Source organism: Pseudoalteromonas sp. S3178 (assembly GCF_005886985.1).
In the GTDB taxonomy this organism is placed as follows: domain Bacteria; phylum Pseudomonadota; class Gammaproteobacteria; order Enterobacterales; family Alteromonadaceae; genus Pseudoalteromonas; species Pseudoalteromonas carrageenovora.
Window position 1 is genome coordinate 38,199 of record NZ_PNCW01000053.1, and the last position, 25,024, is coordinate 63,222.

Here is a 25,024-nt window from a genome sequence, read left to right on the forward strand (position 1 = left end):
GTTGCCAAATGGCAACAACGTAAGCTATTGATATAGTTGCCATACAAAGCAATGCAGTTAAAAGTGTTGCAAAAATCACACAAAGCTCTGTAAAAATTTCTTACCGCAAGAACAAAAAACACATAAACATTTGATTATTAACAAAAATAAATGTTGGCATTGTTTTTGTAATAGCTAATCTAAATTTATTTAATAAGGAAATAATTATGAACAACCGCCTTTTAGTGATCTCATCATTAGCTGCTTTAGGCTTTTTAAGCGCAAGCGCCTTGGCAATGGACGTTCAAGCCACTTTTAATGAACTAGATAAAGACAGCAACGGTACTTTAAGTGAAGCCGAAGCTGGTGAAGACGCAGTGCTTCACGAAAATTTTTCGCAAATCGACACCAACCAAGATGGTCAGTTGTCGCTAAACGAATTCAAAAAGTTCATTCAATAACTCATTAAATAAGGAATGTGATTATGAAACAACTTATAGCCGCTTTTTCGTTAATGTTTTTAGCCATTAGCGCAACCGTATTGGCGTCGCCAATGCATGTTCGATTTGCTCATTTAGATAAAGACATGGACGGACAAATTACACTTGCTGAAGCAAAGCAAGACAAAGAAGTAATGAGACAATTTGCTGATTTAGATGAAGATGGCGATGAAAAGGTTTCAAAAAAAGAATTTGAAAGTTTTAAGCCATAACTTGCTTTAGTTAGTTAAGTTTCACTTAAGATAGTTACTGTTAAAGTAGAATTAAAAGCATTTGCCATAATCCCTGAGGGAGTGTGTAAACGGATTTAATGTTGGGAATTAAATTACGGCAAGTGCTTTTTCTCTTTCCTGTAGCCAAATTAAAACACATCTTTTGGAAGGAATACCATGAAGATACTTACATTTGTATCAAGCCTATTTTTGCTTTTTAGCTTTAATGCCGCTGCACTTGATGTAAAACAACGCTTTGATCATCTCGATAGCAATAAAAGTGGCTACCTAACCCAAGATGAACTTGAACCTCAACCGCAACTTTTGAGCACGTTTGTGATGTGGGACAAGAACCAAGATAACCAAATTTCGTTAGTCGAATTTAAAAATTATCTCACTAATAACCTCTACTAAGTGATTTGTATGAAAAACATAAGCTATATGGCGCTCTTCGCGTTTAGTATTTTTAGCGCAGCTACCTTTGCAGCCAACAACAATATTGCAGAGCAATTTAAAAAATTAGATAGAAACAAAAATGGCTTTTTATCTCGAGCAGAAACCGCAATAGATCCCGCCTTATGGTCACGCTTTGCAAGCTATGATAAAGACAAAGACAGCCGACTTTCACTTAGCGAATACGGCATATATGCAAGTAAGTAATAATTCAAAAGTTATGGCTAGGTTATTGCCTAGCCTGAAATTTATTATGGTTAGTAATAAAACTTACGAGCAGGACAATTTTTTAGATACTCTTCGCCTGTCGGTTTTGGCGTGAGTGAATAATCCAGTCTAATATTTGTTAGTACTGGTTGCTTATTTGTATTTTGAGGGGCTGCCTTCCAACGCCACAACTTGACAGCTTTAAGAGAGCTTTGATCAAACACACCTTCTGGGTATGAAGAAATGACCTTATAACCTTGCGCTTTACCTTGTGAATTAATGACTGCCACAAGCTCGACACACCCTGTAATGCCTTTTTTAGCGGCTTTAGCCGGATAGATTGGCTCTACCCTTTTTTTGTTTAGCCAGTATTCTTTTTCTGTATCACGTAATTCTGGAGTAGATAAGTCTAAATAATTAAGCTTAGATATATCTTCTGAAGAATCTGTAGTTGAACTGCATGCACTAAGTAAGGCAGTCATTGGAAATATAAAGTATAGAGCTTTCATAGCAACTCCTTATGCGTTAATAAATCGTTAATACTAGGTAGTATTCACATAAATTACCTAATACGCAACCAAAAAATAATATGGTATTACTCACCTCTCACATTGGTATTATAAATTTTGGTTTGCTAGTGTTAACGCACAAACAATAAAAAATAATACCTTATGCAACTCAAAACATTGATAAAACCACTGCTACTAGCAACCATATTAGCTAGTTCGTGCCACGCTATTGCTCAAACCAAAATTATATACAACGCAAACGGCTACACACCTTTATACAAAGGTGAAGTACAGCAATTTTCTACCCTTGTTATTAAAAATGGTAAGGTAATAAACCTAGGCGGAGATGCCCTTAAAAATAGCTTTCCTAATGCGAAACTAATTGATGCACATGGCAACACCTTGCTACCTGGTTTGATTGACGCGCACGGCCATGTAATTGGCCTTGGCGACAACTTATCGCAATTAGATGTACGAGGTGCAAAATCGGTTGATGACGTTACTTCAAAATTAAAAGAGTTTGCTAAAGATAAACAAGGCTGGATTGTAGGCCGAGGCTGGAACCAAGAGCTTTGGAGCGATACCCGCTTTCCAAGCGCTAAAGACTTAGACAAAATAGTTAACGACCGCCCTGTTGTACTTTCACGCGTTGACAGCCACGCTATTTGGGTAAATAGCAAAGCGCTTGAACTTGCAGGCATAACCGCCACAACCGAAGCGCCTGAAGGCGGTGAAATAATAAAAGATGAGTTTGGCAATCCTACTGGCATATTTGTTGATAAAGCCGAAGCGCTAATTACAAAACATATGCCAGCTCCTTCAAAAGAAGATATTAGTAATTCACTAGATGCAGCCGGCAAGCACTTATTAAGCTTAGGCATTACCTCAACACACGATGCAGGTATTGATAAAACCACATGGCAAGTTTACAAAGAACGTGGCGACTTAGGTAATTTACCACTTAGAATTGTGGCTATGTTAAGCGGTGCAAGTCCAGATTTAGAAGAAATGCTAAAAGCAGGCCGCTACCATGACAAAAATGACTTTATGGAAATTCGCAGTGTTAAAGTATATGCCGATGGCGCACTAGGATCTCGTGGCGCTGCCCTTATTGAAGAATATGCAGACAGAGCAGGCCATCATGGTTTAATGCTTGAAACACAGCAAAAGCTCGAGTCTATTTTCACTCAAAGCTTTAAAAGCGGCTTTAGCGCAAATACGCACGCTATTGGTGATAAAGCAAATAAGGTAGTTCTTGATGCCTATCAAAATGTATTTAAAAAAACTGGCGGAATACTTCTTCGAAACCGAATAGAGCACGCGCAAATTGTAAAGCCTGACGATATTCCTCGCTTCAAAGCATTGAAAATAATTCCATCTATGCAACCTGTTCATGCTACTTCAGATATGCACATGGCAGAGCAGCGTTTAACTGACAAACAACTAAGCGGTGCTTATGCTTGGCAAACATTTTTAAAACAAGGTTCGGTAGTGGCTGCAGGGTCTGATTATCCTGTAGAACTGGCAAACCCATTTGATGGCCTATATTCAGCTATTACACGGATGGATCATAATAAATTGCCTGAAAACGGCTGGCGTGCAAGTGAAGTACTTAATAGAGAAGATGCATTACGTGCATTCACGCTAGGCGGTGCTTATGCGGCGCATCAAGAGTTTAAAGTTGGCAGCTTAGAGAAAGGTAAATGGGCTGACTTTATTTTAATAGACAAAGACTACTTTAAAGTACCCGTTGAAGAAATTTATAACACTCATGTACTACAAACATGGATTGCCGGTAAGCTTAAGTACGAAAAAGAGGTAAGCGGTAAATAAAACCAAAAAAGGGTTAACTCACGTTAACCCTTTTTAGTACCACCGAATAGTTTAGCTTTTTGCCTGAACTACTTTTGGCTGGCGATATAATTTAATAATATGATACATGTTTACTAGCGCAAGTAAGCCATTAGTAAAAATAACAGGTACGGCGTCAATTGCCACACCATAAGCTGTAAAAACAATACAGCCAAACATGTTATACCAACGTAGTTTAACTACATCGGTCATTGTTAACGATGCAACCAATAAAGCTGATGCAATATAACCTAAATATTCCCAACTCAATTGTTCTCTCCTAGGCTTTAGGTTAGCATTACATTACTGCTAACTTATGGCACTTATAAGTATTGCAAAGTGTTAAATAAAAAAGCTAACTTGCATAAAAACCCAAAAAAGTTTGCTGGTGGTTGCCAACAACTTCCTAAATCATTACACGGGAAATGAAGGTAAAATAATACATTTAGCAAGGCTAGATGTAATTGCAAGTTAGCGTAAATTCTTAGAGCTTTAATGTTAACGTCATTAGGGTGTAATAAATAGGACAATTGTCCGAAGAGCATATTGATGTTTCAATACCATTTTTCTAGTTACCTTGTTGAACAACTTCTTACCTTTGCGGGTAGTAGTTATCAGCAATCAAAAAAAGAAGTGCTGATCCACCAAGATCAGCCTTTAAGCAAGCTTGTGCTTGTACGCAGTGGCACTGTGTCGTTTAGTTACGATGTAGGCAACGGACGCCGCCTGCTGTTAGGTCAATTGGATTGCAACAATACGTTGATAGGCGAAATAGAAGCGCTTAACAATAACCCGTGTATTTATACTGTTACGTGTTTTAGTGACGTAACCTATAACTTAATTGAATTACGACATTGGCGAGCACTACTACTCGAAAAGCCAGAACTTAGCTTATACACAGCACAAACTATTGCGGCTAAGTTTCAGGAAAACCAAAAAATCAATTTAGATAAGTTATTACTACCTCTGAGCTACAACATAGCTAAGGATTGCTTATTAAGAGCCGAGAACAACAACCCTACGCTTCTAAGAGCTTACCCCACAGTAAATGCCGAAGCCGAACGCTTTGCAACCACTGAGCGAGCTTACAGACGCGTTGTGACTGAACTCGTTGAAAAAGATCTCGTGCAAAGAAGTACTCATGGTTTGCAGGCGGTCGACATTCCTAAGCTTAGCGAATATGTTGATAGCTTTGCTCAACTTTAAGTTATTTAAAATTTACTCATAAAAAAAGGCCTCAACGGCCTTTTTTTATGAGTAATATCACGTCGCTATTTTTCTAATAAAATATCGTGAATTTTAGCTAGATCAGATTTACCTTCGATGATTTCATCAGGCGTTAAACCCGATAGCTCATGTGGGAACACTAACCATTCTTCCGACTCATGAATGTAGTAATCTGGAATAGTATCTACTTTTGAGTTTTTAGGTTTGTAGTACGGGCACGCAATACGAATGTCGCTAGGTAGGTTTAAACGCATTAACTCAGAAAGCTTTTCTTTAAGAGCGACAATACTGCGGCCTGAGTCAAATACATCATCAACAATTAGTAACGAGTCACCCGCATTCGCGTTTTCTACAATGTAGTGTAAACCGTGTACTTTAATTTCTTTTGATTGTTTACCAATGCCGTAATAAGACGAAGTACGAACCGCAATATGGTCGGTTTCAATACCTTTGTAATCGTAATATTCTTGCACAGCAATACCTATTGGTGCACCACCTCGCCAAATACCAATAATAAAGTCTGGACGAAAGCCGTCTTTATAAACTTGTGCCGCTACGCGGAATGAATCTTCAAGTAGCTGTTGAGCTGTGATGTAGCACTTATCTGACATAGTTAGAACCCCAGTGGTGAGTATAACATTTGAGTGAAGGCTCTTTAGCCAATAAATAAACACTCAAACAGGTATTGGCGCAGGATTTTACCGTAAATAAAAAAAAATTGCTTGCCTGTAAATAATAAAATAGGCACCAAAGGGTGCCTATTTAAAGTATTAAAAGCCTATTTTACGTATTATTAAGCTTTTTCTAACAATGTACGAGCAACTGTTCTCATGCCTTGAGTTGTTGCACCCGCAGCCCATTGACTAGTGCTGCCCATATTAAATGCAGCAGCTAAATCTATGTGTACCCAACCTTTACCATCGTTTGGTACAAAGCGTGATAAAAAGCCTGCCGCGTTTGATGCGCCGCCGTAACCGCCACCTTTTTGAGCACGGCTATTAGCCGTATCAGCGTATGGTGATGGGCAATTTTGCTGGTGCCACTTTTCAAGTGGTAATGGCCATGCCGCTTCCATTTCTTGAGACGCAAAATCTTCTACTTCGCGAACTAGCTCTTTATCAAGTGCAAATAAAGCGTTGTACTCTTGTCCAACAGCAACAAGTGCAGCGCCCGTTAACGTAGCGGCATCAATAATTAATGGTGCACCCGTTTCGCCTGCAGCCATTAAGCCATCGGCAAGTACTAATCGTCCTTCTGCATCGGTATTTACAATTTCAACCGTCGTGCCGTTTTTGTAAGTTAAAATATCGCCTAACTTGTATGCATGACCAGAGATTAAGTTCTCTGCACAACATAAAAATAGTTTAATGCGTTTTTCTACACCACGATTAATAGCCAATGCTAAACCTGCGGTTACAGTTGCTGCACCGCCCATGTCGCACTTCATACCAAGCATACCTTCGCTTGACTTGATTGAATAACCACCAGAGTCAAATGTAATACCTTTACCTACTAGAGCTGCACTTACTGGTGCATTTTCATCGCCTGTAGGGTTGTAATCAAGCTCAAGTAATACAGGAGGGCGAACACTGCCACGGCCAACCGCATGAATGCCAATCCACTGTTGCTCTAATAAGGCATCACCTTTAATGATTTGGTAACTTACGTGCTCAGGCGCTAATGATTGAATAAATTCAGCTGCTTTTTCAGCAAGGCTCTCTGGGTAAATGTCATCAGCTGTGCCATTTACCATTTCACGTGCCCATGTAGCCGAGGCTTTTAAATGTGCAAGCTCTTTAATATCTGACTGTGCGTTATCTGTAAATTCAACACCATCTAATAACTTTGGTGTCACAAAGCCTTGGTAAAAAGCCCACTGGCTTTCGGTGCACCATGCATCACCAGCTAATACAACGCTTTTTACGCCTTGGTTAGCAATAGTACGCGCTGCTTTTTGAACATTTTTTAATGTTTCTTGCTCAGATAAATGAACCGTTGCGCCTTGCTCGTTAAAAGACAACGTGGCGCTTTCGCCCCAATGACTCGGTGCTGCGTGTTCGCTTAGTTGAACAACAAATTTTTCACTCATGTTAGAATATCCTTGCACTTAAATGTGCCAACGAGTTTACTATAGTGCGCACAAGTTCCCAACAGCTTGAGATAAATAACATAAACCTACGTACCAACTGCGTTTAGTATTGGAATATTTAATGAAATACAGCCCAGCCCTACAAAGCGCGACCTTATTAAAGCGCTACAAACGTTTTTTAGCCGACCTACAACTTGAAGATGGCAGCGAGTTTACCGCTCATTGTGCCAACACAGGCAAAATGACCGGCTGTGCAGAACCTGGCTTTAGCGCTTTTTATTCAACCAGCGACAACGCCAAGCGAAAATACCCACAATCATTAGAGCTGACCAAAAATAGTTTATCGCAACTTATTTGTGTAAATACAGCCATTGCTAATAAAGTGGTTGAAGAGGCTATAAACAACAATGTTATTACTGAGCTTAATGGCTATGAGCAACTGCAAAGCGAAGTAAAGTACGGCAGTGAAAATAGCCGCATAGACTTTTTACTTACCGATAGCAGTAAAAGTGATTGCTACGTTGAAGTAAAGTCGGTCACATTACTAAGTCAAAGTGACCCGCAAAGCGCTCAAGGCTATTTTCCGGATGCGCAAACGCTGCGTGGGCAAAAACATATTCGCGAACTCATTGAAATGATCGAACAAGGCCACCGTGCAGTATTACTGTTCGCTGTATTGCACGAAGGGATAAATAAAGTGAGCGGAGCTGCAGATATAGATGAAAAGTATAACGCACTATTAAACCACGCTATTAGTAAAGGTGTTGAGGTTTTAGTTTATAAGGCAAGCATTAGCGCCAACGAAATAATACTCAATGAGAAAATTGCATTTATAGCTAACTCGTAAAAATATGAGTCTATAATGCTTAAAATTAAAAATTTAACTTGTTTTTAAACTTTTTGCCCATATTAATAGGCAAGTTTTAGAAAGCGAAAATGCGGCTATTAAAAGAACAATTAGCAAAAAATGTGCTTTTTAGCCGCAAAATATGGTTGAAGCTAATTCGATTAATCAAAAATAAATTTGCCTAGGGTATAAGATTCTGCTATTTATACCGCCGGCTAATGCTGAGGCATTAAATTAAGGATTTAGGAGAGAGTTATGCCAGACCAAAAAAGACATGGTTTATTGGCTCAGGCCGGTTTAGAACCATACCAAGAAAAGCCGGGCGAAGAGTATATGAATGAAGCACAACGTGCTCATTTTAAAGCGATTTTAGAAGCATGGCGCAACGATTTACGTAACGAAGTTGACCGCACAAAATCGCATATGCAAGACGAAGCTGCTAACTTTCCTGATCCAGTTGACCGCGCTGCGCAAGAAGAAGAGTTCTCTTTAGAACTAAGAACTCGTGACCGCGAACGTAAACTGATCAAAAAAATTGAAAAGACAATCAATTTAATTAAAGAAGACGATTTTGGCTTTTGTGAATCATGTGGCATCGAAATTGGCATTCGCCGCTTAGAAGCGCGTCCAACTGCTGATTTATGTGTAGATTGTAAAACACTTGCAGAAATCAAAGAAAAACAAGCTGGACGCGGTTAATTAACCAATATTAATTAACTATGTCTCCTACAGCCGTTACCACGCCTTTGCGTGACTATCGCGGTCGTTTTGCACCGTCTCCTTCTGGGCCATTACACTTTGGCTCACTTGTGGCGGCTGTGGGTAGCTTTCTTGATGCTAAAGCTAACCAAGGAAAGTGGTTAGTACGTATAGAAGACATAGATACTACGCGCGTGGTCAAAAACGCCGACTCCGATATTTTACACACCTTACAAGCCTACGCCCTCAACTGGGATGAACCCGTTGTATATCAAACGCAGCGCTTAGATTTATACCAAGATATTACTCAGTCACTTTTAAAACAAAATCTTACTTATGCATGTCGTTGTACTCGTAAACAAATAAAAGCCATTGGTGGCATTTATCAAGGACATTGCAAGTCACTTAATCATGATACAACTACAGGTGCACTACGCCTTACTCAGCAATACCCCACTACTCATTTTAGCGATTTAATACAAGGTGATATAAACGTAAATAAAGCCCTCGCCGTTGAAGATTACCTTATAAAGCGAAGTGATGGATTATTTGCATACCAGCTTGTTGTTGTTGTTGATGATATTGACCAAGGTATCAATCGTATTGTTAGAGGCGCGGATTTAATTGAACCAACAGCAAGGCAAATAAGTTTATTTAAACAACTTAACAGCCCTACTCCTGAGTTTGCCCATTTACCTTTAGCGGTTGCAGAGCCAGGCTTTAAACTCTCTAAACAAAATTACGCACCTGCAATTAGTAAACAAAACCCAAAACCTGCTTTAATCAGTGCGTTTGAATTTTTAGGTTTGCCCATCAGCACCGATTTATTAGATTTAAATATTGAACAATTAATTGCGTGGGGAGTTAAAAACTTTAGCTTAAAGCAAGTACCTAAAGTGCCTGAAATACAAATTTCTCAACATCCTACTCACCAAGCAGTCCAATTTACGCATTTAAGCAAATAAAATAGCTAAAAACGGCTTAATTTCAACACATCAACTTAATTTTTAAACCCTGCTGGTATATGATAGCCGCCTAAATATATGCTAATTATGTTAAGCAGCCAGTAATACGTTTTAACGCCTATACTTGCTGCAGTTTTGATTGCAATACAGAGCCAATCAACACCTTCTGTAGGAGACAGATTATTATTTCCAAGCTTTTTCAATTTTGCAGGCAGATTATTGGCCCAAGTACCAATACTGAAAGTGCCGCTGTAAGTAGCGAACCGTTAGTGATCCCGCGTGGTGAGCATGGTATTTCTCGCAAACAATTTAGCCCAAATGCAATCAAAGTATTATACCGCTTAAAAGACGGTGGTTACGATGCCTACCTAGTTGGTGGTTGTATTCGCGATATATTGTTAGGTCAACAGCCAAAAGATTTTGACGTAGTAACAAACGCAACGCCTGATCAGGTAAAAAAGCTTTTTAGAAACTGTCGCCTTATTGGCCGCCGCTTTCGTTTAGCGCACATTGTATTTGGTCGCGAAATTATTGAGGTAGCCACAATGCGCGGGCACCACGAAGCGCAAGAAGACAAAAACCAAATAAGCCAATCAAGTAATGAAGGGCAATTATTGCGCGACAACGTTTTTGGTAGTATTGAAGAAGACGCCGAGCGCCGTGACTTTTCAATCAACGCTTTGTATTACTCAATTAACGATTTTAGCATTCACGATTACGCTAACGGCTTAGCTGCAATTAAAGCAAAGCAAATTGAGCTAATTGGCGATCCTGAAACACGTTACCGTGAAGACCCTGTTCGTATGCTACGAGCGGTACGCTTTGCTACAAAACTTGATATGAGCATTGCACCTAATAGCGAAAAGCCAATTACTGCACTTGCCAGCTTACTTGATAACATTCCGCCTGCGCGTTTGTTTGAAGAAGTACTTAAACTGTTTTTAAACGGTAAAGCCGAAGCTAACTTTTTAATGTTACGTCAATACGGTTTATTTAAATCGCTATTTCCTGAACTTGATAAAATTTTAGATAAAAATCCAAACGGTCTTGAAACTGCTTTTATTCAGCAAATGTTTCAAAACACCGATAAACGCATAAATGCTGATAAAAAAGTAACACCCGCTTTTGTATTTGCCGCGTTACTATGGTTTCCGCTACTTGAACGTACTAAAAAGATTCAAAACCAAGAGCAACTTTCTGAATACGACGCCTTTGCACAAGCAATGAATAAAGTACTTAGCGATAATTCACAGCATATTGCTGTACCAAAACGCTTTACCTTAGGTGCTCGCGACATTTGGCATATTCAACATCGTTTAGATAAACGAGCAGGTCAACGTGCTTACAGACTAACGCAACAGCCTCGCTTTAAAGCAGCTTACGACTTTTTATTATTACGCGTAGATGCAGGCGAAACACAACATAGCGAATTAGCGCAGTGGTGGACTCAATACTTAAGCCAAGATATTAACGGTCAAAAAGAGATGGTGAAAAACTTAGGTCATCAAGGTGGACCTAAGCCACGTAAACGCCCTCGTCGCCGTAATACAAAAAAGCCAACTGAGTAAAAACATGCAGCGTGTTTATTTGGGTTTAGGAGCCAACCTAAACTCACCAAAAGAGCAGCTTGATAACGCAGTAACAGCGCTTAAAAAGCTGCCTAATTGCGAATTTATAAACGTATCGCATTACTATGCAAGTAAACCTATGGGCCCGCAAGATCAGCCCGATTACGTTAACGCAGTAGCCTGTATAAAAACATCCCTTGAGCCAGAGCAATTACTTGATTTAACTCAAGCAATTGAACTTGAGCACGGCCGTGTTAGAAAGGCCGAACGTTGGGGGCCGCGCACGCTAGACATAGACACGCTACTTTTTGGCCAGCAGATTATTAATACGACCCGTTTAACTGTGCCACATTATGGTTTATGCGAACGTGAGTTTGTAGTTTATCCGTTACTAGAACTTGCACCCGAACTTATTTTACCAAGCGGTATTGCATTAAAAACCATTGCAGATGGTTTACCGCTCAACGACCTACAACAATTACCTCTGTAATTAACCAAGGCTTTAGCCTGCGAGGAATATTATGTCTAAAATAACCGTGTCTACTTTAAATAAAATGAAAGCAGAAAATAACAAAATCACTGCGCTAACGGCCTACGATGCCAGCTTTGCTAAGTTATTTCATGATAACGGCGTAGAAGTTATTTTAGTGGGTGATTCTTTAGGTATGGTACTTCAAGGTGGCGACGACACGCTTGGTGTAACTAATCAAGATATCGCCTATCACACACGTTGTGTACGCGCAGGTAGCCGTGAGCTATTTGTTATTGCCGATTTACCATTTATGACCTATTCAAGTGTAAGTGACACCTGTAAAAATGCCGCAGAGCTAATGCGTGCTGGCGCAAATATGGTAAAGCTTGAAGGTGGCGAATGGCTATACGACAGCATTAAAACGCTCACTCAGCAAGGTATTCCGGTATGTGGTCATTTAGGACTTACACCTCAATCGGTGCATGTATTTGGTGGTTTTAAAATTCAAGGCCGTGAAGACGACAAAGCACAAAAAATGATTGATGATGCAAAAGCGCTTGAAGCAGCTGGCGCGCAATTATTAGTACTAGAATGTATTCCAAGTGCCCTTGCTAAACGTATTACTGATGCGATTAACATACCTACTATTGGTATTGGCGCAGGAAGTTTAACCGATGGTCAAATATTAGTAATGCACGACCTTGTGGGTATTTCAGCAGGTTACATACCTAAATTTTCTAAAAACTTTTTGCTCGAAACTGGCAACATGCCACAAGCCGTTCAAAAATATTGTACAGACGTTAAAAGTGGCGCGTTCCCTAGCGCCGAACACGAGTTTAAATAATGCAGTCAATTACAGAAATCAAATCATTACGTAGTCAAATTAAAGCATGGCGCCAAGCAGGTCTTAGCGTGGCATTAGTGCCAACCATGGGTAACTTACACCGAGGACATTTTTCGCTTGTAGAAAAAGCAAAAACATTGGCCGATAAGGTAGTCGTAAGCATTTTTGTAAACCCAATGCAATTTGGCGCAAATGAAGATTTAGATAACTACCCGCGTACACTCAATGAAGATAAACAAGGTCTTGCCGACCTTGAAACAGATATTGTATTTACCCCAAGCGTAGACACCATTTACCCTAACGGTTTAGGTGCACAGAGCTTTGTTGACGTACCCGATATATCTATGGGTTATTGCGGCGGCTCACGCCCTGGTCACTTTAGAGGAGTCGCAACTGTTGTTACTAAGCTATTTAACTTAGTACAGCCAGATTATGCCTGCTTTGGTGAAAAAGATTTTCAGCAGCTGCAAGTTATTAAAACCATGACCCGCGACTTATCAATACCAGTTGAAGTTATTGGCGTACCTACGATGCGAGAAGTCTCAGGCCTTGCCATGAGCTCGCGTAACGGATACCTATCGGCCGATCAAAAAACGACGGCTACAGTGCTTTTTAAAACCTTAAACGAATGTGCAGAGCAAATAAAAAGCGGTAATAAAGATTTTATTGCACTGAGTAATAGCGCTAAGCAAAACTTAGAAGCGGCAGGTTTAAAACCTGACTATTTTGAGATAGCTCAACGAGATACATTAAAAGCTGCTACACTCGAAGATACACAATTTGTTATTTTAGCCGCAGCCTTTTTAGGCAGTGTTAGATTAATAGACAACTTACAAGTTGTTATTTAATACCCATTCGCTAATTAAGTAATCTATTTTGAGAGTGGAAATCGTGTTGATAGCTAGGAAAAACTCGTTATTGAGTTGTTCTCGGCAATTACTCCTGTATTGCTCTAACTTCTGCATCTATGCAGTCGTAAATGAGGATTTTAACGCAGGTAGCGACACGTTCAGCCCCAAGATGATTAAGTATTATCGCGGATTGGTATAACACTTTAGCGAGCGACTTTAAGGATAAGATAAGCATGCAAACTTTACTAAAATCAAGCGTAGTTGCCCTTACTTTTGTACTATTAGCAGGTTGTCAAAACCAAGTTGAAAACCCTGAAATGAACCAGTGTGCTCAACAAAACTACCAGTGCGAAACCAGCTGTGAACAACAAACAACTGCTGAAAGTTTAAAAAAACAAGTATGCTCGGGAAAATGTGTAGAAAGCTATAACCAGTGTAAAGTACAAGCCGAAAAATTAGGTAGCTTATAGTTTAGTGTTAAATTATAAATACAAAAAAACCGCTCTTTGAGCGGTTTTTTATTAGCTTAGATTTATATTATAAACCAAGCTTTTTAAGTTCAACTTCTACTAACTTAGCAGATAGTGGTACGTAACCATCTTTTTCAACGATTTTTTGACCGTCTTTAGAAAGTACCATTCTCAAGAACTCTGCTTCAATTGGCGAAAGTGGCTTGTTAGGGTGCTTATTCACGTAAAGGTATAAAAAGCGAGACAGTGGGTATTTACCTTGCGCAACGTTTTCAAGTGTTGCATCTACAAAGTTAGTGCCCTTTTTAGCTAGTGGCACAGTACGTACACCTGACGTTTTGTAACCAATACCTGAGTAACCAATAGCGTTTAATGACGAAGAGATTGACTGCACTACAGATGCAGAACCAGGTTGCTCGTTTACGTTGTTGCGGAAATCACCTTTACATAGTGCTTTCTTTTTAAAGTAACCGTAAGTACCAGATACAGAGTTACGTCCGTATAATTGAATGTCTTTTGCAGCCCAGTCGCCAGTTAAGCCAACATCGCTCCAACGGTTAACTTGCTCAGACGCACCACATTTACGAGTAGAAGAAAAAACAGCATCTACTTGATCAATACGAAGACCTTCAATTGGGTTATCTTTGTGTACAAATACCGCGAGTGCATCAATTGCTACACGTACTTCAGTTGGTTTGTAACCGTAACGCTTTTCGAACGCTTCGATTTCTTTTGATTTCATTTTACGGCTCATAGGTCCCATATTTGAGGTACCTTCGGTAAGCGCCGGTGGAGCAGTTGAAGAACCTGCAGCCTGAATTTGAATGTTTACATTTGGGTAAATACGTTTGTACTCTTCAGCCCAAAAAGTCATCATGTTGGCTAACGTATCAGAACCTACAGATGAAAAGTTACCTGAAACACCGTTAATTTTTTGATATTCAGGAATTGCTTTATCAAGTGCAACAGCCTGCGCAGATACTAAAGTTGTAACAGCCACACCCATTGCGGCAACTAAATTTTTAAATTTCATGTGGGGTTCTCCGATTTGTTCGTCCCATTTCCTAACTGCCGTCTACTCTAAAGTGAGTAGATGACAGTTACATTACTCTTAAATGACACTTTTATGACTTTGATTTTTTACGCTTGTGGAACTATCTTATCTATTGAAAATTCAAAAGAAAAACACGATCCTTTACCCACCACGCTACTAATATTTAATTGGCTGTCATGCCTTGTAAGCACATGTTTTGTGATCGCAAGCCCTAAACCTGAGCCACCGGTTGTTCGGCTTCTGGCTTTATCTACACGGTAAAAGCGCTCGGTTAAACGGTTTATATGCTCAGGCGCAATACCATCGCCATTATCATTTACGCTAAAACAGGCATGATTATTTTTACGCTGCCAAGTTACTTCAATTTTTCCACCGGGTTTAGTGTAATGAATTGCGTTAAATACTAAGTTAGAAAATGCGCTGCGTAGCTCATCCTCTGCCCCTTTAATATCTAAAGTGGTATCAATATTAAAAATTAGCTCGTGGCCTTTATCTTGGTTAATTGATTGCGCTTCGGTTTGAATATAACCAAGTAGCTGAGGTACATTTACTACTTTATCGCTGTCTTGACGACGAGCCCCTTCAATTCGCGATAGCGATAGAAGCTGATTAACTAAGCTATCCATGCGCTTACATTGCTCAAGCATGGTATTTTGCGCTTTATTCCACATAGCTGGCGGTGGCATCATATCGCCATCCATCATTTCTAGGTAGCCTGTCACTACCGTAAGCGGCGTGCGCAGCTCATGCGATACATTGGCAACAAAGTCTTTGCGCATTTGTTCAAGCTGTTTTAAACGCGTTACATCACGCACAACAACCATAAGCTGAGTGCTTGCATACGGCATTACCCTAAACTCAAGCACTTGCTCTATTGCATGACCATTATCAAGTTCAAGTGGCTCCTCAAACTCACCACGGTGCATATATTTTGCAAATTTAGGTTCGCGTATTAAATTATCTAAGCGCTGACCATGATCTGTAGGCCACTGTAGGCCTAAAACTTTAAGCGCTAACTGATTACACCACACAATACTTAAATCGTTTTGTAGTACTACAACTGCGTCGGGTACCGCTTCAGCACCATCACGAAATCGCCTAATTAAATCAGCAAGTTCGTTACGCTTTTTACGATTGCGATGTTGTAAATGATATATACCTTCAAACACTTGCTCCCACGCGCCCTCACCCTCAGGCGGATTAAAGCTGCGTTGATTTAAGAGCCAGTCACTCAAACGATAAAGTTGATGGTAGTGCCATACAAGAAGGGAAGTTGTGCCTAAAAATAAAAGCAAAAATGGTGCGCCAACTAGCACACCAATTAATAGTAAGGGTAAAAAATAAATAAACAGGCGCTTTGCTAACGCCTGCTTGTTAACAACTCGATACATACACTCACTTTACCTTAGAGTAGTACTTTACAAGCAAGCAGAGCTGTAAGTACGTTATAATTTGCTTGAAAAACGGTAACCTGCACCACGTACAGTTTGTACTAAACGGTCATGCCCAAGTGGTGCAATCGCTTTACGCAAGCGACGAATATGCACATCAACAGTACGGTCTTCAACGTATACGTTAGTACCCCAAACATGATCTAGCAGTTGTTCACGGCTATACACACGCTCTGGGTGGGTCATAAAAAAGTGTAATAATCTAAATTCGGTTGGGCCCATATCAAGCTCGCTTCCCTCAGAGGTTACACGATGCGAGATAGGATCTAAACGAAGACCATGAACTTCTATCGCTTCTTCTAATGACGTTGGCGAAACACGGCGAATAACCGCTTTAATACGCGCCATAAGCTCTTTAGGTGAAAACGGTTTAGTCACGTAATCATCTGCGCCAACTTCAAGGCCGCGAACTTTATCTTCTTCTTCGCCGCGAGCAGTAAGCATAATAATAGGAATTTGACGAGTATATTCACTTTGCTTAAACTTTTTAGCAATTTGAATACCGCTGCCTCCTGGCAACATCCAATCAAGTAAAACCATGTCTGGGTAAGGTTCTACCATTGCAGCAATGGCAGAGTCGTAATCTTCTGCTTCAATTGCCTGAAATCCATTTTGCTCTAAAACAAAAACCAACATCTCCCTGATAGGAGCTTCGTCATCTACGACTAGTACTTTACGTGACATTCCAAATTATCTCTTACGCTATCGAATTAGTTTTCATTATTATGACTAAGTATGACATTTTTATGAAAGTGTAACGTGTAAATTAAAATCGTGGTAAAAAAAATACAAATTAGTGACAAAAACCCTCATTAACGTCATATTTTTAAAAACATTTTAATTATTAATGCCGTTAAAAACATATTTTAAAGCGATGACAGTTTTATTTCGTTTGAGGATAAACAAAATCTTTTTGATGGGATCATCTCTTTACTAACATAGCTTATAAACTTTTGCTTTTACACAACATTAATGGATTCGTATAACCATTCGTTCAAAAATAGATCGGTTTTTTACTAAGGGCTAAGTGAAAGATCAGAATTTTACCAAGCTGATCGGTGTTGAGATCAGAGTTTTACTTAGTCAAAACGCTAAGTTACTGATTATTTGTATAAATAAAAAACGATCAGATTAATTATAATGCCAAATCCGCCTCAATATAGGCTGTGCTTAGTAAATTAATGATCCAAAAATTAGATGCGTTAGTAAATTCGTGATCCCAAATAACCGGGTTAGTAATACAGTGATCTCAGCATAATAAAATTGATAGGCATTAAAAAAGCCAGAAACTAAGTTACTGGCTTTTGAAAGAATCGCTTATAAAAGCGTATTATCTAATTTTTGGGTCTAGTTCGCCGCTTAAGTATTTAAGGTGCATTTCATCGAGTGAAATTGGCTTAATTTTACTTGCCTGCCCAGCTGTGCCAAACGAGTTGTAACGCGCTACACAAATCTCTGTCATTGCTTTTGTAGCGTCTGCTAAGTATTTACGCGGGTCGAAGTTAGATGGGTTAAGCGCCATATGGCGACGAATAGCACCAGTAGAGGCTAAACGTAAGTCTGTATCTATATTTACCTTGCGAACACCAAACTTAATACCTTCTACAATTTGCTCTACTGGTACACCGTAAGTTTCAGGAATTTCGCCACCGTATTGATTTATGATCTCTAACCACTCTTGTGGTACAGACGACGATCCATGCATTACTAAATGCGTATCAGGAATACGTGCGTGGATCTCTTTAATACGATCAATTGCTAAAATATCATCCGTTGGCGGACGCGTAAATTTGTAAGCCCCGTGCGATGTACCACAAGCAATAGCCAGCGCATCAACATGGGTTTTATTTACAAAGTCTGCAGCTTCTTCAGGGTCGGTAAGCATTTGATCCGTAGTTAGTTTACCTTCTGCGCCTACACCATCTTCTTCGCCAGCTTCACCTGTTTCAAGTGAGCCAAGTACACCTAACTCGCCCTCAACCGATACGCCACACGCATGCGCCATCGCAACGGTTTCGCGTGTTACTTCTACATTGTATTCGTAGCTTGAAGGGGTTTTACCATCGCTCATTAATGAGCCATCCATCATTACAGATGAAAAACCTAGTTGAATTGAGCGTTGGCAAACACCGGGAGAGGTGCCGTGATCTTGGTGCATTACAACGGGGATATGTGGCCATTCTTCAACGGCTGCTAAAATCATGTGGCGGATAAATGGAGCACCAGCATAAGCACGTGCGCCTGCTGATCCTTGAACAATTACTGGGCTGCTTGTTTTATCAGCCGCTTCCATTATTGCGCGCATTTGCTCTTGGTTATTCACGTTAAAGGCTGGAACGCCGTAACCGTGTTCAGCTGCATGATCTAAAAGTTGTCGCATACTGATTAAAGCCATTGGGTATTCTCCAATTTATCGACAGCAGTCTCCTACCATCTAGTTTGAACGGATTTGTTAGTTTGGCGTTTAAATAACACCACGAAAAATCACTGCTTCGCAGCAAAGTTCCGTCAAAATTAATTATTAAATTAGGGTGAGAGGTATTTAATAATTAATTGTTGGCGAGGGTTTCCCCTCACCTTACACGGCTAAATAAATTTATTTAGCGCGCGACTCTAGCATTTCTACTGCTGGAAGTTTTTTGCCTTCTAAAAACTCTAAGAACGCACCACCACCGGTAGAAATGTAAGAAACTTTATCGGCAATGCCGTATTTATCAATTGCAGCTAAGGTATCACCGCCACCAGCAATTGAAAACGCTTTTGAATTTGCAATTGCTTGTGCAATAGCGCGCGTGCCATTACCAAACTGATCAAACTCAAATACGCCAACAGGGCCATTCCACACTACAGTACCTGCATTTGCTATAATTTTAGCAAGTTGGCTGGCTGTATCAGGGCCAATATCAAAAATCATATCGTCGCTTGTCACTTCGCTTACATCTTTAAGCGTAGCAACTGCTGAGTCTGAAAACTCATTACCTACTACAACATCGGTAGGAACCGGAATTTCGCCATCGTTTGCTTTAGCTGCTGCACATAAACGATTTGCTTCGTCCATTAAATCAGCCTCGTAAAGTGATTTACCAACCGGATGACCTGCTGCTGCAATAAAGGTATTAGCAATACCGCCGCCAGTTACTAGCTGGTCAACAATTTTAGAAAGCGAGTCTAAAACGGTTAATTTAGTTGATACTTTTGAACCACCAACAATAGCAACTAATGGGCGAGCTGGGTTATCAAGTGCTTTACCTAATGCTTCAAGTTCAGCCGATAATAACGGACCTGCACAGGCTACATCTGCAAATAAGCCAACGCCATGCGTAGAGGCTTGTGCACGGTGAGCCGTACCAAATGCATCCATTACATACACATCACACAGTGCTGCAAGTTGTTTTGATAACGCTTCATCGTTTTTCTTCTCGCCTTTGTTAAAGCGTACGTTTTCAAACACAACGACTTCGTTATCAGCAACTTCAACGCCGTTTAGGTAATCTTTTTCAAGGCGCACTGTTTGTTCTAGGGCATCGTTTAGGTAATCAGCTACAGGAGCAAGCGAAAACTCTTCATCATATTCCCCTTCCGTAGGACGGCCAAGGTGTGACATAACCATTACTTTAGCGCCTTTCTCAAGCGCTAATTTAATAGTAGGTAGCGCAGCACGAATACGCGCATCTGACGTCACTTTACCTGCTTTCACTGGTACATTTAAATCTTCACGAATTAATACGCGTTTGCCGTTTAAATCTAAATCTGCCATTTTTATGACCGACATGAACATCTCCTTAGTTAACGATTCTTGAACCTGAAAAATATATTTAAAATTATTATAAAATACGTTTACTTAGCCATCATAGCACGAGCTGTATCGAGCATACGATTAGCAAAACCCCATTCATTATCACACCACACTAATAACTTTATCAGCCTTTTATGACTAACGCGTGTTTGAGTGCCATCGATAATACAAGAATGCGGGTCGTGATTAAAATCAACCGATACCAATGGCTCTTCGGTGTAACTTAAAATACCTTCTAAGCGGTCTTTCGCTTGTGCTTTAAGTGCATTATTTACTGCATTCAAATCAACATCAGCGTTAACCGTTACGCTTAAATCCATCGCCGTAACATTAATCGTTGGTACACGCACCGCAATCGCTTCAAAGCGGCCTTTAAATTTAGGCAATATGCGGTCTATACCACGGGCAAGCTTTGTATCGACCGGAATAATAGACTGACTCGCAGCGCGAGTACGGCGTAAATCATGATGATACGCATCAATTACTTGCTGATCGTTCATCGAAGCATGAATAGTAGTAATAGCGCCCGACTCAATATTAAACGCATCGTCTAATACTTTAATTACGGGTACCACACAGTTTGTGGTACACGAGCCGTTAGATACAATAGTGTGCTCGCTTTTAAGCTCATCGTCGTTTATGCCATAAACAATTGTGGCATCTACGTCGTTATCAGCCGGATGCGAAAACAGCACCTTTTTAGCGCCCGCAGTAATGTGTAGTTGTGCGTGTTCACGCGAATGATAAACACCAGTACATTCAAGAACTACATCTACATCAAGGGTTTGCCAAGGTAATTCTACTGGGTTTTCTTCACAAAAAAGTGCAATGGTATCGCCTGCAACACTAATGGTGTCTTCACCAAGTTTTACAGGAAAAGAAAAACGACCGTGGGATGTGTCGTATTTTAATAAATGAGCAATAGCTTCAGGGTCAGCAAGTTCGTTAATCGCAACAATTTTAATCTCGTCGCTCAATCCTGACTCGTACAACGCGCGGACAATATTTCGACCAATACGACCAAAACCATTAATTGCAAGTTTGATTGCCATGAAATATAAAATCCACTCTCTTGACGTGCAGATAAAGGCAATATGCCTTTTAGATGGCTGTATTGTAATCGACCTTGAACATTATTATAAGAGGGAGCGATTAGAAACTTTAAATTAACCCAAAAGTAGCTAAAGTGCAGGCTACTTTTGAGTAAGTACAACCTAAAAGTTTAACTAAGTGCTTTCAATGCATTAAGAATATCTTCTGGCTCTGAGCGTGTGCGGTAATCAACATCAACATAACGCCACGTTACCCTACCTTCGCTATTTAAAACAAAGGTTGCAGGGATAGGTAAAATGCTGCCATTGCCGTTATTAAGCGACTCTAAATCAAGGCCGCGGTCAACGCGCATATGCTCTAATAAAAATGTAGGGACTTTCCACGCTACGCCATAACTTGCTGCAACATCTGCATTTTGGTCACTCAGTACTACAAAATCCATGTTACTTATTTCGTTTTCGCTCATTGAGCCATCAGGCACCTGCGGGCTAATAGCCACCAACTGCGCGCCTAATGCATGAATATCAGGTAAGCGTGATTGAAGCGCTTTAAGCTGTAGATTACAGTATGGGCACCAACTACCACGATAAAAAGTAATAACCACGGGGCCTTTAGCAAGTAACTCGGTTAACTGCACCGATTGACCATGTTGATTTGGTAACTCAAAGTTTGGCGCGTTTTGGTTTAGAGCAAGTGCATTAGCCCCCTCTTGAAAAGATTTTGCTTGAGCAATACTCTCATCAACACCTTTCATAAAGTCAGGATTACCTTTTCGCCCTGCTGCTACTTTTGCCTCGGTTTGTGCTTTTAATGTGTTGCTTTCATCACTCATAGTATGGCTACCTTCAAATTAATCAAAAACGTAAAGCCAGCTTACATTATGACAATGTATTTGGAATGAAAATTTTAACTTAATCATCTACTTCTAAATCAAACACCACATTTATCGATGATTTAAATGTAATAGTTTCTTGCAAGTATCTACCTTGCTCAAATGGATTTCTAGTAACTTTAGAGCCGGTCACGACTATTCGCTCAAAACTATCTGCGCCATAACCATAACTTGAACGGTTAGAATTTGAATTAATACTGTAAATTTTTCCAAGTTCTGCCCCAAACGCTTTAGCAAGTTCGCTTGCTTTAACTATAGCGTTTTCTATTGCGCCTTGTGTTGCTTCGGCTTCTAACTGCGCGGCTTTTGAAGACATAAGCTCAATATTCGTCACTTCATTAATTTTTACACTTAGTGCAAAATCGATAAAATCATTCACTTTTTCAATATTTCTTAATGTTACTTTAAGTGTTCTTGTTGCTACATATCCTGCATTTATTGCTGTACCGCTCTCGACATTAAACATATCGTCATCATTATGAGTTAACAGGCTTGAAGCGGAAACATCAGTCTCCTTAACATCATACTTGCTTAAACCTTTAAGTAACAAATTCACTCGGTCATCCACATCACGTTTAGCATCAAGTGATTTGTCTTTAAAGCTTATTAGTTCGAAAGATATTTGAGCCATATCAGGCACAGCCAATATCTCAGCTGATCCTTGCACTGCAATATGACGATTAGCAGGTAAGCTTGAATTAGCAAAAGCGATAACTGGGAATAAGATTAGAAAAATAGTAGTGATGAGTTTCATGTTCGTTCCTTGAAGTAGTGATTACTTGAAATAGTGACAAAACACCTGTACCTATAGTTATACAGATAATAGTAAAAGTAAACTGTCCATTATTGTAGGCGGGAGTTTACCTCGCGCAGCGTAAAGCCGCGCCTACAGCCAGCCTACGTCAATTCACCTACTTTTAGCTCTTTACCACGGCTTATTTGATGGCACTGAGCTAGCAGTAACTCCGCAGTCGCTTTTGCATCGGTAAGCGCATGATGACAATGGTAGCTTGGTAACTCATAACGCATACGACACGCACTTAGGGTTAAATCATCTTGTTTTATTTCAGTTGAATGATTAATTAAGCGCTTTTGTTCTATATGGAGTGTATCGAGAGTGAGTTTGAGTTGAATATGTATATTTACTTTTTAGCACGACTTATACAAAGTTCCAATTAAGCATTGCATCATTAAACACTAAATACAGGCTTAATTGGTAAATATAGTTCGATATGTAATAAGTGTCTTTTCTACTAGCCTGAAAATACAACCTCGTTAGTATTGCTTTAAGCTCCTTAATAAATTTAAAGTGAATAGTTACACTTTAAATTTATTAAGGTTAATTCTTAAGTTATTAATATATCTAGCGATACTTTCATTTGCTTCAGATGTATCTAGTGCTCCTGTCGAAGTTTCTGTGGCAATATCTGTAATGTTAATTAAGTTTTGATTTATTTCACTTACAACAGCCGACTGTTCTTCTGCAGCGGTAGCAATCTGTAAGTTCAAATCCGTAATTTCGTTCACTGCAATGGCAGAATCGGCAAATATTTCTGATGTTTCAGTACTCTTTTTAAGGCACTCGTCGGCACTACTAATTCCCTTATTCATACTCATCACTGCATTTTTAGCTTCACTTTGTAAACGGGTAACCAAGCTTTGAATATCAACAGTAGAAACTTGTGTTCGTTGCGCTAAAGCCCTTACTTCATCAGCAACAACAGCAAAGCCTCTGCCTGTATCACCAGCTCGCGCAGCTTCAATTGCAGCATTTAAAGCAAGTAAATTAGTTTGCTCAGCAATACTTTGTATAGTGTCCAAAACACTGCCAATATTATTTGTTTCTGTTACAAGGCTCTCTATCACAGTACTTGCTTCATCTATTTCTGTAGCTAAACGTTGAATGACTAACTTTGCTTGAGACGCTTCTAATTTTCCCTTTAATACTCGCTCTTTAACAGCCTCGGTCACCGTTGATGCATTTTGAGTATTACTTGCCACCTCTAAAGTTGTACAGGTCATTTCTTCGACGGCAGTTGAAACCATTTCAGTTTCAACCCTTTGCTTGTCAACGTTGGTCACAGTTTGTTGCATAATATTTATTGCAAATTTAGATGAATCATCTAATTGCGATAAATGTATATTCGCTTCACTGATTGTTTCTCTTAGCATTAATAAAAACGTGTTGAATGCTCTTGCTGTATCCCCTATTTCATCACTAGCACTTTCATCAAGCGTTAAGGTTAAATCGCCATCACCATCTGCTATTTCAACTAATCTATTTTTTAATCTATTTACTGGTCGAGAAATTGCTCTGCTTATAAAATATGATAACGCCATACCAACAATAACGGAGAAGAGAAATATATATAGGATTAAATCAATACCTTGCTTTTCATCACTTTCAGCTTTTAGGGCTGAATCTAAAGTAAATTGCTGTATTTGGGAAAGTAGTGTTATTAGTTTTTTTTCAAATTTGTCTTCTGCGACTTCAATTGTACTTATTTTATCGCCCAAATCAGAAACAGATTGAGTTTTAACCGCTTTAATTACATCATTAATGTTCGCTGTAATACTTTGATATTCTGTATTTAGAAGCTTCAGATCATTTGCCAAGGCTTTAAAACTTGTTTTAGCCTTTTCGCTATGAAGCTGAGCAATAGAGTCACGAACAAATTTTTCTGATTTGTTAAATTCACTTTGAATTTTTTGTGTTAACGACGAGAGCTTATTTTCAATTTCTTCATTGCTTTCACCTGATGCTAAACTTTCGTGTAACAAAACCCGCTGAAAATATATTGTTTGCTCTAATTTATGCTCCGACATTGTAGTAAGCATATTGCTAAGAGGAATATCTCGCTCAGCTATGTCAACTAGCTCTAAACCTATTTTATTCATCTGTATTAAAGATATAACCCCAATTATCAACATTAATATTATTTGCGAAATACCTAGGAAGTATATTTTACTGGTAATAGACAGCTTACTTAACATTTTAAACCTCTTCAATTTTAGGGCTAAACCTTACATTATTG

At 39.5% G+C, this 25,024-nt stretch carries 27 protein-coding genes and 1 pseudogene; 14 read left to right on the top strand and 14 right to left on the bottom strand.

The genetic code is table 11. The features are described from left to right. Positions 1 to 206: 206 nt before the first annotated feature. The 4 genes from CWC11_RS14855 (at position 207) to CWC11_RS14870 (ending at position 1,351) form a co-directional block, all read left to right on the top strand. Positions 207 to 440: an EF-hand domain-containing protein gene (locus tag CWC11_RS14855; protein WP_138683331.1), complete on the top strand. Its 234-nt coding sequence runs from the start codon at positions 207 to 209 to the stop codon at positions 438 to 440. A 23-nt stretch (positions 441 to 463) separates the two neighbouring features. Next, positions 464 to 691: an EF-hand domain-containing protein gene (locus CWC11_RS14860; protein ID WP_138683332.1), complete on the top strand. Its 228-nt coding sequence runs from the start codon at positions 464 to 466 to the stop codon at positions 689 to 691. A gap of 177 nt (positions 692 to 868) precedes the next feature. Beyond that, positions 869 to 1,105, top strand: a complete 237-nt coding sequence (locus CWC11_RS14865; protein WP_058547155.1) for an EF-hand domain-containing protein — start codon at positions 869 to 871, stop codon at positions 1,103 to 1,105. 9 nt (positions 1,106 to 1,114) lie between these two features. Beyond that, positions 1,115 to 1,351 (top strand): EF-hand domain-containing protein, encoded by a 237-nt coding sequence (locus CWC11_RS14870; protein ID WP_058547154.1) that lies wholly within the window; start codon positions 1,115 to 1,117, stop codon positions 1,349 to 1,351. Between the two features lie 50 nt (positions 1,352 to 1,401). Here CWC11_RS14870 and CWC11_RS14875 read toward each other — a convergent pair whose 3' ends face one another. After that, a complete protein-coding gene (locus tag CWC11_RS14875) occupies positions 1,402 to 1,860 on the bottom strand; it encodes an energy transducer TonB (protein WP_138683333.1) in 459 nt (152 codons plus the stop codon). A 162-nt stretch (positions 1,861 to 2,022) separates the two neighbouring features. Between CWC11_RS14875 and CWC11_RS14880 the strand changes: the two genes are divergently transcribed. Continuing rightward, positions 2,023 to 3,693, top strand: coding sequence for an amidohydrolase (locus CWC11_RS14880; protein ID WP_138683334.1), 1,671 nt, complete (start codon positions 2,023 to 2,025; stop codon positions 3,691 to 3,693). Positions 3,694 to 3,744: 51 nt separating this feature from the next. On the opposite strand, the gene CWC11_RS14885 is transcribed toward CWC11_RS14880, so the two are convergent. Then, a complete protein-coding gene (locus tag CWC11_RS14885) occupies positions 3,745 to 3,981 on the bottom strand; it encodes a YgjV family protein (protein ID WP_138683335.1) in 237 nt (78 codons plus the stop codon). A gap of 279 nt (positions 3,982 to 4,260) precedes the next feature. Between CWC11_RS14885 and CWC11_RS14890 the strand changes: the two genes are divergently transcribed. Continuing rightward, positions 4,261 to 4,917, top strand: coding sequence for a Crp/Fnr family transcriptional regulator (locus CWC11_RS14890; protein ID WP_058547150.1), 657 nt, complete (start codon positions 4,261 to 4,263; stop codon positions 4,915 to 4,917). A gap of 65 nt (positions 4,918 to 4,982) precedes the next feature. Here CWC11_RS14890 and CWC11_RS14895 read toward each other — a convergent pair whose 3' ends face one another. Both CWC11_RS14895 and pepB read right to left on the bottom strand, forming a co-directional pair. Then, entirely contained in the window at positions 4,983 to 5,549 is a 567-nt protein-coding gene (locus CWC11_RS14895) for a phosphoribosyltransferase (RefSeq protein ID WP_058547149.1), read from the bottom strand. Between the two features lie 182 nt (positions 5,550 to 5,731). Further along, complete coding sequence (gene pepB / locus CWC11_RS14900; RefSeq protein ID WP_058547148.1) at positions 5,732 to 7,027, bottom strand: aminopeptidase PepB; 1,296 nt, start codon at positions 7,025 to 7,027, stop codon at positions 5,732 to 5,734. Between the two features lie 121 nt (positions 7,028 to 7,148). Between pepB and sfsA the strand changes: the two genes are divergently transcribed. From sfsA to CWC11_RS14940, 8 genes are all read left to right on the top strand, one after another. After that, a complete protein-coding gene (gene sfsA / locus CWC11_RS14905) occupies positions 7,149 to 7,874 on the top strand; it encodes a DNA/RNA nuclease SfsA (RefSeq protein ID WP_138683336.1) in 726 nt (241 codons plus the stop codon). A gap of 255 nt (positions 7,875 to 8,129) precedes the next feature. Beyond that, a complete protein-coding gene (gene dksA / locus CWC11_RS14910) occupies positions 8,130 to 8,573 on the top strand; it encodes an RNA polymerase-binding protein DksA (RefSeq protein WP_058547146.1) in 444 nt (147 codons plus the stop codon). A gap of 20 nt (positions 8,574 to 8,593) precedes the next feature. Then, a complete protein-coding gene (gene gluQRS, locus CWC11_RS14915; protein WP_138683337.1) occupies positions 8,594 to 9,538 on the top strand; it encodes a tRNA glutamyl-Q(34) synthetase GluQRS in 945 nt (314 codons plus the stop codon). A gap of 269 nt (positions 9,539 to 9,807) precedes the next feature. Next, positions 9,808 to 11,106, top strand: coding sequence for a polynucleotide adenylyltransferase PcnB (pcnB, locus tag CWC11_RS14920; RefSeq protein ID WP_138683338.1), 1,299 nt, complete (start codon positions 9,808 to 9,810; stop codon positions 11,104 to 11,106). Between the two features lie 4 nt (positions 11,107 to 11,110). Beyond that, positions 11,111 to 11,596: a 2-amino-4-hydroxy-6-hydroxymethyldihydropteridine diphosphokinase gene (gene folK / locus CWC11_RS14925; RefSeq protein ID WP_138683339.1), complete on the top strand. Its 486-nt coding sequence runs from the start codon at positions 11,111 to 11,113 to the stop codon at positions 11,594 to 11,596. Positions 11,597 to 11,627: 31 nt separating this feature from the next. Beyond that, a complete protein-coding gene (gene panB, locus CWC11_RS14930; RefSeq protein WP_138683340.1) occupies positions 11,628 to 12,422 on the top strand; it encodes a 3-methyl-2-oxobutanoate hydroxymethyltransferase in 795 nt (264 codons plus the stop codon). Next, positions 12,422 to 13,270, top strand: a complete 849-nt coding sequence (gene panC, locus CWC11_RS14935; protein ID WP_138683341.1) for a pantoate--beta-alanine ligase — start codon at positions 12,422 to 12,424, stop codon at positions 13,268 to 13,270. The genes panB and panC overlap by 1 nt, the downstream gene beginning before the upstream one ends. 236 nt (positions 13,271 to 13,506) lie before the next feature. Next, positions 13,507 to 13,743 (top strand): hypothetical protein, encoded by a 237-nt coding sequence (locus CWC11_RS14940; protein ID WP_138683342.1) that lies wholly within the window; start codon positions 13,507 to 13,509, stop codon positions 13,741 to 13,743. Between the two features lie 67 nt (positions 13,744 to 13,810). Here the strand turns inward: CWC11_RS14940 and CWC11_RS14945 are convergent, their stop codons facing one another. The 10 genes and pseudogenes from CWC11_RS14945 to CWC11_RS14990 form a co-directional block, all read right to left on the bottom strand. Next, a complete protein-coding gene (locus CWC11_RS14945; protein WP_058547139.1) occupies positions 13,811 to 14,776 on the bottom strand; it encodes a PstS family phosphate ABC transporter substrate-binding protein in 966 nt (321 codons plus the stop codon). A 107-nt stretch (positions 14,777 to 14,883) separates the two neighbouring features. Then, positions 14,884 to 16,188 (bottom strand): phosphate regulon sensor histidine kinase PhoR, encoded by a 1,305-nt coding sequence (gene phoR / locus CWC11_RS14950; RefSeq protein WP_138683343.1) that lies wholly within the window; start codon positions 16,186 to 16,188, stop codon positions 14,884 to 14,886. 54 nt (positions 16,189 to 16,242) lie between these two features. Continuing rightward, complete coding sequence (gene phoB / locus CWC11_RS14955) at positions 16,243 to 16,932, bottom strand: phosphate regulon transcriptional regulator PhoB (RefSeq protein WP_058547137.1); 690 nt, start codon at positions 16,930 to 16,932, stop codon at positions 16,243 to 16,245. 646 nt (positions 16,933 to 17,578) lie between these two features. Continuing rightward, positions 17,579 to 18,643 carry a class II fructose-bisphosphate aldolase gene (gene fba, locus CWC11_RS14960; RefSeq protein WP_138683344.1) on the bottom strand — a complete coding sequence of 355 codons (1,065 nt, stop codon included), beginning with the start codon at positions 18,641 to 18,643 and terminating at the stop codon, positions 17,579 to 17,581. A 201-nt stretch (positions 18,644 to 18,844) separates the two neighbouring features. Continuing rightward, entirely contained in the window at positions 18,845 to 20,020 is a 1,176-nt protein-coding gene (locus CWC11_RS14965; protein WP_104642104.1) for a phosphoglycerate kinase, read from the bottom strand. 65 nt (positions 20,021 to 20,085) lie between these two features. After that, entirely contained in the window at positions 20,086 to 21,096 is a 1,011-nt protein-coding gene (epd, locus tag CWC11_RS14970; RefSeq protein WP_138683345.1) for an erythrose-4-phosphate dehydrogenase, read from the bottom strand. 170 nt (positions 21,097 to 21,266) lie between these two features. After that, entirely contained in the window at positions 21,267 to 21,929 is a 663-nt protein-coding gene (locus tag CWC11_RS14975; protein ID WP_138683346.1) for a peroxiredoxin-like family protein, read from the bottom strand. A gap of 79 nt (positions 21,930 to 22,008) precedes the next feature. Then, a complete protein-coding gene (locus CWC11_RS14980; RefSeq protein ID WP_138683347.1) occupies positions 22,009 to 22,743 on the bottom strand; it encodes an SIMPL domain-containing protein in 735 nt (244 codons plus the stop codon). A 143-nt stretch (positions 22,744 to 22,886) separates the two neighbouring features. After that, positions 22,887 to 23,190: pseudogene (locus CWC11_RS14985) on the bottom strand (3'-5' exonuclease); the annotation flags it as partial. 116 nt (positions 23,191 to 23,306) lie between these two features. Further along, complete coding sequence (locus tag CWC11_RS14990; protein WP_249330747.1) at positions 23,307 to 24,983, bottom strand: methyl-accepting chemotaxis protein; 1,677 nt, start codon at positions 24,981 to 24,983, stop codon at positions 23,307 to 23,309. Positions 24,984 to 25,024: the final 41 nt, after the last annotated feature.